Annotated in this window: 10 protein-coding genes; all 10 read right to left on the reverse strand. The window is 73.3% G+C overall.

The window, feature by feature from the left end:
• Positions 1–19: 19 nt before the first annotated feature.
• The gene (locus G448_RS0113245; protein WP_026408366.1) at positions 20–1,390 is read right to left on the reverse strand and encodes a GntP family transporter; all 1,371 of its coding nucleotides are present in this window, start codon (positions 1,388–1,390) and stop codon (positions 20–22) included.
• A 10-nt stretch (positions 1,391–1,400) separates the two neighbouring features.
• Complete coding sequence (locus tag G448_RS0113250; protein WP_281170961.1) at positions 1,401–2,327, reverse strand: NAD(P)-dependent oxidoreductase; 927 nt, start codon at positions 2,325–2,327, stop codon at positions 1,401–1,403.
• 100 nt (positions 2,328–2,427) lie between these two features.
• Positions 2,428–3,846: a four-carbon acid sugar kinase family protein gene (locus G448_RS0113255; RefSeq protein ID WP_026408368.1), complete on the reverse strand. Its 1,419-nt coding sequence runs from the start codon at positions 3,844–3,846 to the stop codon at positions 2,428–2,430.
• A 159-nt stretch (positions 3,847–4,005) separates the two neighbouring features.
• Positions 4,006–4,698, reverse strand: a complete 693-nt coding sequence (locus tag G448_RS0113260) for a FadR/GntR family transcriptional regulator (protein WP_026408369.1) — start codon at positions 4,696–4,698, stop codon at positions 4,006–4,008.
• Positions 4,699–5,093: 395 nt separating this feature from the next.
• Positions 5,094–7,178, reverse strand: a complete 2,085-nt coding sequence (locus G448_RS0113265; protein WP_026408370.1) for a PTS fructose transporter subunit IIABC — start codon at positions 7,176–7,178, stop codon at positions 5,094–5,096.
• A gap of 107 nt (positions 7,179–7,285) precedes the next feature.
• Positions 7,286–8,311 carry a 1-phosphofructokinase family hexose kinase gene (locus tag G448_RS0113270; protein WP_026408371.1) on the reverse strand — a complete coding sequence of 342 codons (1,026 nt, stop codon included), beginning with the start codon at positions 8,309–8,311 and terminating at the stop codon, positions 7,286–7,288.
• Positions 8,308–9,078: a DeoR/GlpR family DNA-binding transcription regulator gene (locus G448_RS0113275; RefSeq protein ID WP_026408372.1), complete on the reverse strand. Its 771-nt coding sequence runs from the start codon at positions 9,076–9,078 to the stop codon at positions 8,308–8,310. The genes G448_RS0113270 and G448_RS0113275 overlap by 4 nt, the downstream gene beginning before the upstream one ends.
• A gap of 117 nt (positions 9,079–9,195) precedes the next feature.
• On the reverse strand, positions 9,196–9,582 hold the full coding sequence (locus G448_RS0113280; RefSeq protein ID WP_026408373.1) for a sterol carrier family protein: 387 nt from the start codon (positions 9,580–9,582) through the stop codon (positions 9,196–9,198).
• 4 nt (positions 9,583–9,586) lie between these two features.
• Positions 9,587–11,977, reverse strand: a complete 2,391-nt coding sequence (locus tag G448_RS0113285) for a bifunctional metallophosphatase/5'-nucleotidase (RefSeq protein WP_034495428.1) — start codon at positions 11,975–11,977, stop codon at positions 9,587–9,589.
• 284 nt (positions 11,978–12,261) lie between these two features.
• Complete coding sequence (gene gdhA, locus G448_RS0113290) at positions 12,262–13,599, reverse strand: NADP-specific glutamate dehydrogenase (protein WP_026408375.1); 1,338 nt, start codon at positions 13,597–13,599, stop codon at positions 12,262–12,264.
• Between the last annotated feature and the right edge of the window lie 577 nt (positions 13,600–14,176).

Here is a 14,176-nt window from a genome sequence, read left to right on the forward strand (position 1 = left end):
CCTCGCCGACCCACGAGCCTCAGACGACGAGCCACAGGGCGCCGGTGAGCATGAAGCCCGCCAGCCCCGCGATCGTGGACAGGACCGTCCACGTCTTCAGGCCGTCCTTGACCGACAGTCCCATGTACTTGGTGACGATCCAGAACCCGGAGTCGGAGATGTGCGACAGGCCCAGCGCACCGAAGCCGATCGCCATCTGGATGAGGACGATCTGGATCGCCGAGTACCCGCCGGTGGCCACGGCGTCGGCGAGCAGCCCGCCCGTGGTCAGGATCGCCACCGTGGCCGACCCCTGGGAGGCGCGCAGCGCCAGCGAGATGACGAAGGCCGTGACGATGATCGGCATGTGGATGCCGACGAGCGCCCCGGCCAGGGCCTTGCCGATGCCGCTGGCCACGAGCACCCCGGCGAAGACGCCCCCGGCGCCGGTGACGAACACGATCGTGGCCACGTCCGGCAGGGCCGAGTCGAGGACCTTCCCGCGCCGCTCCAGGCTCCAGCGCTGCTGGCGGCCGATGATGACGTAGGCCAGGAGCACGGCGGTCAGCAGCGCCGTCGTGGAGGAGCCGAGGAAGCCCAGGACGGCGTGGGCGGTGCCGCCCTTCTCGGTGACCATCTGGCCGACGGTCCCCAGCATGATCTGGGCGATCGGCTCGATGATGAGGAAGACGACCGTGCCCGGCCCGGTGGCGCGCGGCCGGGCGATCACGCCCCCGGGCTCGTAGGTGGACTCGGCGCTCTCGCGCGCCGACCCCAGTGGGCCGCTCTCGAGCACGATGGAATCGACCTTGAGCATCCTCGCGGCGTAGAGGGACACGACCGCCACCACCGCGCACACGGGCATGGCGACCATGGTCAGCAGCCCGACGTCCACGCCGAGCGTGGCCGCGGAGGCCACCGGACCCGGGTGGGGCGGGATGACGACGTGGAGCGTCAGGAGGGTGGCGGCCACCGGCAGCCCGATCTTCAGCGGGTTGATCCTGGCGATGTGCGCGAAGCCGAAGACGATGGGCGCCAGGATGATGAAGCCGACGTCGAAGAAGATCGGGATGCCCAGGACGAAGGAGGCCGCGGTGACCGCCGCGATGACGCGGTGGCGCCCGAGGATCCGTGTGAAGCGGGCGGCGAGGCTCTCGGCGCCGCCGGCCGCCTCGATGACGCGCCCGAGCATGGCGCCCAGGCCCACGATGATGGCGACGGTGCCCAGGGTCTTGCCCATGCCGTCGATCATGGTCTGGACGACCTCGCCCACCGGGACGCGGGCGGCCAGCGCCAGCACCATGGAGACCAGGATCATGGAGACGAAGGCGCTCATCCTGGCCTTGATGACCAGGACCAGCAGGACCGCGATCGCGGTCGCCGCGAGGATGAGGAGGACGGTGGCCGACATTCCCTCCCCCTCAGCCCTTCTCGGGGGCGACGACGGTGATGACGGAGGAGTCGTCGCGGGCGCCCAGGCCGCGGGCGGCGCCCTGGAGGTAGAGCTGCTCGGCCGCCGCCGCCACCGGGGTGGACAGGCCGGCGCCCTTGGCGGCGGCGGTGACGATGCCCATGTCCTTGACGAAGATGTTGAGGCTGGAGCGCACCTCGGCGCCGTCGCCGTCGTAGGCCTGGAGCATGCGCGGGCCGCGGTCCCCCAGCATGAAGGAGGAGGCGGCCCCGGCCATGAGGGCCTCGAGGGCGGTCCCGGCGTCCAGGCCGAGGGCCCGGGCCAGGGCGAGGGCCTCGCCCGCGGCGGCGATGTGGACGCCGCACAGGAGCTGGTTGACGGTCTTCATGGCCTGGCCGGCGCCGGGCTCGTCGCCCACGCGCACGAGGGTGGAGGACATGGCGCTCAGGACGTCCTCGGTGCGGGCCCACGCGTCGTCGTCGGCGCCGACGACGACGAGCAGGTCGCCCTCCCCCGCGCGCACCGGTCCGCCGGAGACGGGGGCGTCGACGAGGCCCAGGCCGGCCTCGGCGAGGCGGGCGGCCACGGCCCTGACGCCGGCGCCGCCGACGGTGGAGGTCAGTAGGACGACGGCGCCGCGCGCCATGTGCGGGGCGATGCCTCCCTCGCCGAAGAGGAGCTCCTCGAGCTGGGCCTGGTCGCGCACGGCGACGAGGACGACGTCGGCGCCGGAGACGGCCTCGGCGGCCGTCGCGGCCGGGGCCACGCCCGCCCGCTCGGCGAGGGCGAGGCGCTCGGAGGCGATGTCGAAGCCGCGAACGGCGAAGCCCTTCGACAGGTTCGTGGCCATGGGCAGCCCCATGGCCCCCAGGCCGAGGACGGCGACGATCGCGGGGGCCGTCGCGGCTGCGGTTCCATCTGCGGGTGCGGTTGTCACAGTGATCTCCTTTGATCGGCCGGGCCGGTGCGGCCCGGTGGAATGGGGGTGCCGGATGGGAGGCCGGCGGGAGGGCCGGATCGGTCCCGGCCGGCGGGGTTCAGCCATTGAGGGTGGTGACGACCCGGGCGAGGGAGTCGTCGTCGCCGACGTTCCCGGCGAAGACGATGTAGGGCACGCCGGCGGCCGGCCCGTCCTGCGGCTCCCACAGGGAGACGATGCCGGGCAGCATCGGCCCGCGCACGAGGGCCCGGCTCATGCCCAGGCCGCGACTGGCGACGTCGGAGGAGGTGATGCCGCCCTTGGCGATGACGAAGCGGGGGCAGCGCGCGGCGACGATCCTCTGGACGACCTCGACGACGGCGGCGGACACGCGCCGGGCGAAGTCGAGGGACTCCTCGGCGTCGCGCCCGGCCACGAAGGCCCCGCCGCGGCGCACGACGGCATTGCCGTCGCCGAGCGCCTCGGCCGCCCGCTCGGCGACGGCGAGCACGTGGGCGTCGCGCCGGGCCGGGTCGAGCACGGAGGGGACGTCGAGGACGATCTCCGGCGTGGCGGTCGCGGCGCGCAGGGCGTCCACCTGACGGCCGGTGAGTCCCACGTGGGAGCCGACGACGACCAGCCCGCCGACGGCGTCGGACTCGGGGGCGAAGTCGGCGGGACGGGCCTCGGCCGCCGTCAGCGGGGCGCGGGGGAGCTGGCCGATGCGGGCGCGCACGAAGGGAGGGCCGACCCGGTAGACGAAGGTCGATCCGGCGTCCTCGGCCCGCTGGAGCGCCCGGGCCAGCAGGAGCAGGTCGTTCTCCTCGACGCAGTCCACGGCGATGGGCGCGCGGTTCCTGGCCGCGGACAGGGCGGCGACGACCGCGTCCTCGTCGGTGCGCAGGGCGGCCAGGTCGATGACGATCACGTCGTCGGCCCTCACGGCGCCGGCGGTCTTCTCCTCGACCCACGCGGGCAGGGCCGAGGCCGTGTAGCCGAAGGTCTTGTCGTCGGCGAACTCGGTCTCGCCGACGGGCACGAAGCCGGTGGCGGCGGCGCCCGCGTAGTGCGTGCCGTGGACGGTGATGCGACCGGCGTCGGGGAAGGCCGGGGACAGGACGATGCCGTCCACACGGGTGCCGGCGCGCTCGAGCAGGTCGGCGATCGTGGCGGGCTCGACGGGGAAGTGGCCGCGCAGGGTGGAGTCGGAGCGGGAGACGAAGGCGACCCGGCGACCGACGCGCTCGGCGGCGGCCAGGGCGTTGGTGACGACCTCGACGTTGACCCGCTCGGCGTCCGCGGGATCCAGGCTGCGCGAGTTCGTCATGACGTAGACGGCGCCGGCCCCGGTGGACAGGGCCCAGGCCAGGTCGTCCACGCTCCACCCGGTGATGACGGGCAGGTCGGCGACGGACTGGGTGCCGGTGGGGTCGTCGTCCAGGACGACGAGGGCGCGGGTCAGGGACGCGGCCACGTCGGCCGGGTCGACGGCGGGGCCGGCGGGCACGCCCGCCGTGAGCTCGTCCATTGTCTTCATGAGTGCACTCCTTCGTGACTGCGATTGTGACGTGCGATGCGGTTGTCGAGTAGCTGCCGCGGGCTCGTCGGCGGAGCCGCAGCGGCCCGCGGGGCGTCTGCGGTTGTCATCGGCGCCGCCCGACGACCGCCGGGCCGTCCTGGGGCGGGCCGGGGCGGGTCAGGCGGCGTACTGGAGCAGGTCGTTGCTGGTCTGGTCCATATGGGCGCGCATGGCGGCCTCGGCGGCGTCCGGGGATCCGAGGCGCAGCGCCGTCAGGATGCGCTCGTGCTGGACCACGGCGTGGGCGCGCACCTCGTGGTGGGCGGAGGTCACGCGGCGGGCCACGACGAGCTCATCGCGCAGCGGGGCGAAGGTGACGCCGATGAAGGGGTTGGACGCGGCCCGGACGATGTGGTCGTGGAAGGCGAGATCCGCTCCGACCGCGGCGTCGACGTCGTCGTCGGCGTCCGCCCGGCGCAGCTCGGCGATGGCGGCCTCCATGGCGTCGAGCCGGTCGGCGGTGATGCGGGCCGCGGCGAGACCGGCGGAGCCGACCTCGATCATGCGGCGCACCTCGAGCAGCGCCAGGCCGACCTCGCGCTCGGAGCCGTCGCGCCGGGCGAGGGCGGCGAGGCTGCCGAGGTCCTGCCAGGAGGCCGGGTCGTTGACGTAGGTTCCCGAGCCCTGGCGCGCGGACAGGACGCCGCGGGTGGCCAGGACCTTGGTGGCCTCGCGGGCGGTCAGGCGCGAGACGGACAGGTCGGAGGCGAGGGAGGCCTCCCCGGGCAGGGCGGCGCCGGTCGGGTAGGTGCCGCCGACGATGCGGCGCAGCAACTCCTCGACGGCGGCGTCAACGCGGGTCCGGCTCATCACTCCCCCTGATTCCTCTGAGGACTTGGGGAGTCTATGCGGAAGAAACACCGAATGCAACACTGCTCGCATACCGCTGACGACGCCGGCGCCCCGTCGAATTCTGCACCGAGCACCGGGACGGATAGCCCATCGAATGCGGCAGCGCGGCGTCGGGCGCGGGAGCGGGCGCACATGGGCGCGGCCTTGCACGCAGCCCTGGAACGAGAATCGCCGTCGCCAATTCCTCTGAGCGATCCGAGAGGACCGGCGATCGACGAGGCCCGCGTATGCGGGAGACCGGGGTCGAGCGAGAACGGCGTTCCCGTGCACGAGCCGCCCGGGCGCGCGGACACGGGTCCGCGCGCCCGGGCGGGCGGTGGTGCGGGATGGTGGGACGCGCCGGTCGCGGCCGCTCAGGCGGCCGCGGCCTCGACGGCCTCGACGGCCTTCTTGTTCGCGGCCATCTGCTTGAGCGCCAGCACGCCGGCGCAGGTGACGACCGCGCCGACGGCGATCGCGACGATGAACCACAGGAAGTTGTCCATGGCGAAGAACACGAACACGCCGCCGTGGGGAGCGCGCGAGCCCGCGTGCAGCGCCATGGACAGCGCCCCGGTCACCGCCCCGCCGACCATCGCGGGCGGGATGATGCGCAGGGGGTCGGCCGCGGCGAAGGGGATGGCGCCCTCGGAGATGAAGGAGGCGCCCAGCAGCCATGCGGCGCGGCCGTTGTCGCGCTCGACATCGGTGAAGAGCCTCGGGCGAATCGTGGTGGCCAGTGCCAGGGCGATCGGCGGGACCATGCCCGCGGCCATGACGGCCGCCATGATCTCGTAGGAGGCGGTCGTGGCCTGGGCGAGTCCGGCGGTGCCGAAGAGGTACGCGGCCTTGTTGACGGGACCGCCCAGGTCGAAGCACATCATGAGGCCGATGATGACGCCCAGGAGGACGCCCGCGCCGTTATCGGCCATGGAGGTCAGGGAGCCGGTGAGCCAGCTCATGAAGGAGGCCAGCGGCTTGCCCAGCAGCATGTACATGATCGAACCGGCCACGGCCGTGGTGCACAGCGGGATGATGACGACGGGCATGAGACTGCGCAGCCAGCGCGGTGCGTTCAGGCCGGAGAGCCAGGCGGCCATGTAGCCGGCGAGGATGCCTCCGATCAGACCGCCGATGAAGCCCGAGTTCGTGGCGACGGCCACCAGGCCCATGATGAAACCGGGCGCGATGCCGGGGCGTCCGGCCAGGCCGAACGCGGTGTAGCCGGACAGCGCCGGAACGAGCAGCCCCATGCCCGTGTTGCCCAGCAGGAACAGCACGGCGCCGATGTAGGCCATGAGCGAGGACCCGAACAGGGCGTGGGCGGCGGCGTAGTTCTCGTTGGACAGGTCCGGCAGGTTCCACAGGCTGGTCGCGAGGACGCCCTTGTCGGCGTCGCCGACCACGATGTTCTTGGCGTTCTCGGTGATGTCGTAGCCGCCGAAGAGGAAGCCGAGCGCGATGAGCAGACCGCCCGCGGCGACGAAGGGGATCATGTAGGACACGCCGGTCATGACCGAGCGCTGCAGCCGGCGGGCCCAGTGAACGCTCTCCTCCTCGGCGTCGTCGGCCTCGGCCCCGCCGGCGGGGACGCGCGCGGCGTTCGGGTCCTCCATGGCGGCCAGGGCCTGGTCGATGAGCGCCCCGGCGTCGTTGACGGCCGCCTTGACGCCGACGTCGACCATCGGCTTGCCGACGAAGCGGTCGCGCCCCTTGACGGGCAGGTCGTGGGCGAAGACCACCGCATCGGCGCGCTTGACGAGGGCGGGGTCGAGCCAGTCGATCTTGCCCGAGCCCTGGCCCTCGATGCTCACCGTGACGCCGCGCTCCTTGCCCGCCTGCTCAAGGGCCTCGGCGGCCATGTAGGTGTGGGCGATGCCGGTCGGGCACGAGGAGACGCCGACGATGACGGTCCCGTCCGCCGACGGCGCGGGAGTCTCTCGCTCGGCGACGGACGACGCCTCCTCGGCGGGCTCGGGCTGAACCTGCTCGGTGACGATGCGGGCGACCTCCTCGGCGCTGGTGGCCTTGCGCAGGGCGTCGGTGAACTCGACGTCCATCAGGCCGCGCGCCAGCTTGGCCAGGAGCTGGAGGTGGAAGTCGTCGGCGCCGGCGGGGGCGGCGATCATGAAGACCAGGTCGGCAGCCTCCTCATCGGCGGCGCCGAAGTCGACCGACTCCGCCAGACGGGCGAACCCGAGCGAGGGGGCGAGCACGTGCGGGCTGCGGCAGTGCGGGATGGCGATCCCGCCGGGGATGCCGGTCGGGGCGGTCTCCTCGCGGGCGACGGCGTCGCCGGCCAGCCCCTCGGAGGAGTCGGCGCGCCCCGCGGAGGCGATGACCTGCGCCAGGTACTCGATGACATCCTTCTTGCTGCTGCCGGGAAGGGCGTCTAGCCGTATGAGTTCGGGGATGATCAGTGGTGTGGACGCCTCGGCGGGCGCTGCGTTCGGGGGCATATTGCTTCCTCGTTGTCCGATGGGTGCTGGGGCCGGGTGGCGCGTCAGCGGTTCTGTGTCAGGGCGCGGGCGCGAGGCCGGGACGCCGGATGGTCAGGGACGTGGGCTCAGGCGAGCCGGGTGACGACGACGTCCTGCGCGGGCAGGTCGCCCGGCGCGGGCAGAGTCGTGCCGGGCAGCGACGCGGCGGCGGAGCCGTAGGCCATGGCGGTCCTCAACCGCTCGACCTCGTCGCCGCCGCGGACGTCGGCCAGGACGTAGCCGGCGACGGAGGAGTCCCCGGCGCCCACCGTGGACAGGACCGGCACCTCGGGCGCGGTGGCGTGCCAGGCGCCCTCGCCGGTCACCAGGACCGCGCCGGCGGGGCCGAGGGTGGCCATGACGGCGCCGAGCCCCAGGTCGACCAGGATCCGGGCGGCGTCGGCGACGGGGGCGAGGTCTCCGCTCATGGCCCCCTCCTCCAGCGCCATGGCGCGATCGGCCGGCAGGCCGACGAGCTGTCCGAGCTCCTCGCCGTTGGGCTTGATGAGGTCGGGGGCGACCTCGGGCAGGCCGGCGGCGAGCGCCGTCAGGGGCTCGTCCGAGGTGTCGACGGCGATGCGCAGGCCCGGGGCGGAGCCGCGCAGGAGGCGCACGAGGCGGGCGTACCAGTCGGCGGGCGCACCGGGCGGCAGGGACCCCGACAGGACCGCCCAGCTGCGGGCGTCAGCGCCGTCAGGACCCTCGGAGCCCGCGCCCGGGGAAGCGGCGACGACGTCGAGGAGCGCCGTCTCCACGGCGTCGATCTCCTCCGGGCCCAGTTCCGCCCCGGCCTCGTTGAGCTTGGTGGTGGTGCCGTCGGGCTCGGTGACCGCGGTGTTGACGCGGACGGGTGCGGCCACGGTCACCGCGCGCGCGCTCAGGCCGGCCGAGGCGGCCGCGTCCAGGGCGAGCAGAAGCGGGTCGTGGGCGGAGGCCGGCAGCACGGCGGTGGCCCGCTGCCCCGCGGAGACCAGCACGCGGGCGACGTTGACGCCCTTGCCCCCGGGCTCGACGACGACTCCACTCAAGCGGTTGACGCCGCCGCGGACGAGGGGACCGGGAAGGGTGACGGTGCGGTCCAGGGACGGGTTGGGAGTGAGGGTGACGATCATGGAGCGATGACCTCGGTTCCTAGGGTGGCGAGATGTGCGGCGATGGATGCGGGCGGGGGGGAGTCGGTGACCAGGAGATCGACATCTGCCAGGTCGGCGAAGGACACGAGGTGCTCCTGACCGAGCTTCGTGGCGTCGGCGAGCGCGACGACGCGCCTGGCGGCGCCGATCATGGCGCGTTTGACGGCGGCCTCGTCGGGGTCGGGGGTGGACAGGCCGTGCTCGGAGGTCAGCCCGTTGGTGCCTATGACGGCGACATCGACGCGGGTGGCGGCGAGCGCCGCGAGGGCCTCGGGGCCGACGGCGGCCTGGGTGATGCCGCGGACCTGACCGCCCAGGACGCGCACGGTCACGTCGTCGCGCCCGGCCAGGAGCGCCGCGGTGAGGACGGAGTCGGTGATGACGGTGAGACCGAGCCCGCCGGGAAGACGACGGGCGAGAGCGCCGACGGTGGTGCCGGCGTCGAGCAGGACGGTGCTTCCGCGGCGCAGCCCGAGATGCGGGAGCGCCGCCCGGGCGATCGTCTGCTTGGCGTCGGAGCCGACGCGCTCGCGCTCGGCGACGCCGGTCTCCGGCAGGGCGGGGACGGTGGCGGGCACCGCCCCGCCGTGGACCTTGCGCAGCGACCCGAGCCGATCGAGGGCGGTCAGATCGCGGCGAACGGTCTCGACGGTGACGTCGTAGCGGGCGGCGAGCTCGGTGACGGACACGCGCCCGTCACGGGCGACGGCATCGACGATCGCCCGCTGACGCTGCTCGACGTTCATGCCCCTCCTCGACCACGATGTCCGCCCGGACATCGAAATGCCCGATCGGGCTTCACCTTACGCCCGAACGGGCATGAAGGGAAGGGATCGCGGGCTCTCCCTCCCGGGAGAATATCGTCAGGCGCGCAGAAGGGGCAGGTACACGGACAGATCGCACCGCTCCCCCGAGGCGTGCAGCGCCCCGTCGGCCACGGCATCCGCCCACGCGAGACGTCCGGTGACCAGGGCGAGCCAGGTCTCGGCGTCCGTCTCGACGACGGAGGGCGGTGTGCCGCGCCGGTGGACCGTCCCGGCTACCGCCTGCGTCACCCCGTACGGCGGGACCCGCACCTCGACCGCGCGACCGGGGGCGCAGGCCGCCAGCTCCTCCAGTGAGAATCGGACCGCTGTGGCCAGCGCGCGCCGGTCGAGCGCGGAGGAGCCGTCGCCGCCGCTACCGCCGTCGGCCCACTGACGGACCGCCCGGGCGCCTGCGGCGGGGTCGATCCGACGTCGTGCTGGCACGCGGTCAGGATACGCCACCGACGGGGCCGTCATCGGGCTCGTCGAAGTCGTCGGGGGCGTCGCCTGGATCGCCGACGTCATCGGGGGCGTCGCCGGGGCGTCCGCGGCGGCGGATCAGGACGATGGCGCCCGCGACGACCAGCCCGAGAGCGATCGCACCGATCCCGATGGAGGCGCCCGTGCGCACCAGGTCCCCGTCGTGGTCCGCCCGCTCGGCCGGGGCGGGGCCGACGATGACGTCGTCCGCGTGCCTGGAGGCGAACGCACCACCGGCACCGGTTGCGGAGTCCCCGGGGGCGGCGTACGCATCGGCGGAGCCGTCGGTGGCCAGCTCGTAGTCGTAGTCGCCGACCACTGCGCCCGAGGCGTCGAGCAGCTCGATCGTGGCCAGGAAGCAGGAGCGGTCCCGGGCGGCGCTGTCGAAGGAGCACGTCCGAGTGGCGGCGCTGTCGCCGAAGACGATCTCCAGGGCGGCCCGACCGGTCTCGGGGCGGTCGGCGACGGTGGAGGCATCCACCGCGACCGCGTCGGAGGTCACCGTGGCGCCGGAGGCGTCTCGGTAGGAGTAGCGCGCACTCGTGACGCCCTTGCGCTTCTCGGAGTCGTTGGAGTAGGCCAGCCCGGTCAGGTCGAGGGCGACCGCGCGCGGACTCGTCCGGGAGATCGTGCTCCCCAGACCGATCTGGTGCTTGACGTAGGAGGCGGTCGCCGGCCGGCTCCCGACGTCGGCGAGGTAGCCGGCGACGACATCGCGGTCGATGGCGCCGGTGTTGACGGGGGACGCCTCCGACAGGGCGGCGTAGCCCTCCCCGCCCCCGATGAGGGAGGAGCTCGAGGCCACCAGGACGGTCTCGTTGTCGGCGAGGGGGGAGCCGTCGATGACGACCGATGCGATGACGCGGCTCCGGGCGTCGGCGATGCGGGGCGCCGCGGCGTCCGCGGTCGTGGCGCCCCCGACGATCTCGTCGTGGATGGCGTAGAGCTCGTCGGCGGCGCCCTGATCGATGCGGACCGAGACGTTCGACGACGTGCCCAGGGTCAGCACGCCGGGACTGCCCCCGGGCCGCCACTGCTGGGCGAGCGCGGCCTTGAGCTGGGCACCGGTGACCGTGGCGTAGCTCATCTCGTTGCCCGCCGGCTGGACGGCCTGCAGCTCGCCGCTGGTCAGGACGCCGTCGTCGGACCCGTCGGCGGCGTCCCCGGCGTAGAGGAGATCGGCGCGCACCCCGTCCGCGCTCATCAGGCCGACGACGCGCGCGGCGTCGCCGTGGGGCACGCCGGCGGCGGCCCAGCGGGCGTAGGAGTCGGCGACGAGGTCGGAGGCGGTGGACTCGGTGCCGAGGCTGGTGCCGGGCGTCGCGCCGTCGGCGGAGCCGCGCAGGAAGTCCGAGCCGATGACGGCGGCCCGCTGGTCGCCGAGCACCGCCGCCCTGGCGGAGGCCTCGGCGACGATCCCCTTGACGCCGTAGGCGTCGGCGGTGCAGTCGGAGGCCCGCAGGTCCTTGTCGGCGGCGCCGACCACGGAGACCTCGCGGGTGGCGGCGTTGTAGGCCAGCGAGACATCGGCGAGCCCCCGGCCGTCATGATCCGCCTGGACGACCGCGATGTCCTGGCCGTCGGTCGTCGTCGCCACGGCCGCCCCGCCCGCGGCCGGGTGGGCGATGCGATCGTAGCCGCCCAGGACGGCGTCGACGTCGCCGGTGAGCCGGGGGGCCATCGCGGCGGCGTCGGCGTGGGCGAGCACGACGACGACGTCGGCGGCACCGGTGCGCTTGAGCTCGGCGGCCCTGGCGTTGGCGGTGTCGACGGCGGGGGCCAGGGTCAGCGCGTCGGCGGCCGCCGGGGCGAGGAGGGATGGCAGGTCGTCGGTCATGATGCCGACGAAGCCGACCTTGACGCCGCCCGCGTTCTTGACGACGGTTCCGTCCCCGTCGCCCTCGGAGTCCAGAGCCGTGCCGGTGACATTGGCCGACAGGTACGGGAAGGAGGCCGCGGGCAGGATCCGCCCGGTGAGGTCGTCCAGCCCCTTGTCGAGCTCGTGGTCGCCCAGGGCGGAGACGTCGGTGCCCATGGCGTTGAGGACGTCCAGGGTCGGCTGGTCGTCGAGCAGCGCCGAGACGGGGGGCGAACCGCCGACGTTGTCGCCCGAGGAGACGAGGAGAGAGCCCGGATCCGACTCGCGGGCCCCGGCGACCTCGCAGGCCACGGTGGCGGCACCGGGGTCGACCACCTCCCCGGTCGCGGGGTCGGTGGTCCTCTCGATATGTCCGTGCAGGTCGGCGACGCCGAGGATGTTGATGGTGGTGACGGACTCCTCGACGGCAGTTGCAAGCGGCGGGGCGGCAGGGACGAGCGCACCGAAGGCCAGCGCCGCGAGCGCGGCAACGGCCTTCACACAGGGATTCGGTCGCATGGTGGTCCTGGTCGGGAGGAAGGAGGAAGGGTTGGAGCAAGCGTAGTCCGCGACGATGGTCGCGTCCTCCGCAGGGCACGATCGTCTCCCACCCGAGACCACACCGAGACCCCGCGAGCCGACGGCGCCCGAGCCGACAGCGCCCGAGCCGACAGCGCCCGGCCCGCCCCGAGAATGGGGCGACCCCGACGGGGCCGCTCTCTCCGGGGCGGGCCGGGCGCCATCCTCGCTGCCGTCGCGGCGGCAGCGAGGATGAGGGCGGGGGCTCAGACGATGCCGTGGGCGATCATGACGTCGGCGACCCGGGTGAAGCCGGCGGCGTTGGCGCCGAGCACGTAGTCGCCGGGGTGACCGTACTCCTCGGCCGCTGCCACGCAGGAGTCGTGGATGTCGGTCATGATGCCGTCGAGCTTGGCCTCGGCGGTGGCGAAGTCCCAGCGGGTCCTGCCGGCGTTCTGCTCCATCTCCAGGGCGGAGGTGGCCACGCCGCCGGCGTTGGAGGCCTTGCCCGGGGCGTAGAGGATGCCCGCGTCCTGGAAGGCCTCGACGGCCTCGGGGGTGGAGGGCATGTTGGCGCCCTCGGAGACGACGGTGCAGCCGCCGCGCAGCAGGGCGGCGGCGTTGTCGCCGTCGAGCTCGTTCTGGGTGGCGCAGGGCAGGGCGACATCGACCGGGACGTCCCACGGGCGGCCCTCGGTGACCAGACGCGCGCCCGGACGGCGCTCGACGTAGTCCTTGACGCGGCCGCGCTCGACCTCCTTGATCTGCTTGAGCAGGTCGAGGTCGATGCCGGCCTCGTCGACGACGTATCCCGAGGAGTCGGAGAAGGTGATCGGGACGGCGCCCAGCTTCTGGGCCTTCTCGATCGCGTAGATGGCCACGTTGCCGGCGCCGGAGACCGCGATCCTCTTGCCCTCCAGGCTCTCCCCCCTGGTGGCGAGCATGGACTGGGCGAACAGGACGGTGCCGTAGCCGGTGGCCTCGGTGCGCACGAGCGAGCCGCCCCAGGTCAGCCCCTTGCCGGTGAGGACCCCGGCGTCATAGGCGTTGCGCAGGCGCTTGTACTGGCCGAACAGGTAGCCGATCTCGCGGCCGCCCACGCCGATGTCGCCGGCGGGCACGTCGGTGCTCGGGCCGATGTGGCGGGAGAGCTCGGTCATGAAGGACTGGCAGAAGCGCATGACCTCGGCGTCGGACCGGCCGTGCGGGTCGAAGTCGGAACCGCCCTTGCCGCCGCCGATGCCCTGAGCCGTCAAGGCGTTCTTGAAGATCTGCTCGAAGCCGAGGAACTTGATGATGCCGACGTTGACGCTCGGGTGGAAGCGCAGACCGCCCTTGTAGGGCCCCAGCGCCGAGTTGAACTCGACGCGGAAGCCGCGATTGACGTGAACCGCTCCGGCGTCATCGACCCACGGCACGCGGAAGATGACCTGGCGCTCGGGCTCGACGATGCGCTCCAGCAGCGCATCGTCGGCGTAGTAGGGGTGCTTGGCGATGACGGGCTCCAGGGACTCCAGAACTTCACGGACAGCCTGGTGGAACTCGGCCTCGCCCCGGTTGCGATCGACGACCTGCTCATAGACCTTCTCGACAACTCCCTGCATGGAGGGCTCCTTCGTCTATTGGGATGATCCGCGCAGGAGCACGTCGTCGGGCAGGCGGTCTCCCGCGCCGAGGCCGAGCATCCCATCCCACCGGAAACTGAGACGAAACATCCCGATCGCTGGTTATCCCGGGGCCCGCGGGGGTTGCGCGGCCCGTCCCTCTCGCCGAGATCGGTCCGGTTCCGTGCCGAGATCGGTCCGGTTCCGTGCCGAGATCGGTTCAGTTCCGCACCGAGATCGGTCCGGTTCCGTGCCGAGATCGGTTCAGTTCCGCACCGAGATCGGTCCGAGGGCGCCGCGCCCGGCTGCCGGGGCCACGAGTCGGGCATTCCTGCACGAGTCCGACGGCGGCGTCGTCCGACTCGTCCCGGAATGTCGAGCTCGACGGGACGACGCGGCACGCCGGTGAGGACCGCCCTCCTGCGGGCATCGGACCGGCATCGGACCGGGCACCCCGTGCAGGCCCGGCCCGGATAGGCCTCGCAGTCGTAGGCAGTCCCGCGCGGTCGTACCCGGATGCGCGCGGTCGTACATTGCGTCGTGCGGTCGTACCTGAGCCCGCGCGGTCGTACGTTAG

This window comes from Actinomyces gerencseriae DSM 6844, assembly GCF_000429265.1.
Lineage (GTDB): Bacteria > Actinomycetota > Actinomycetes > Actinomycetales > Actinomycetaceae > Actinomyces > Actinomyces gerencseriae.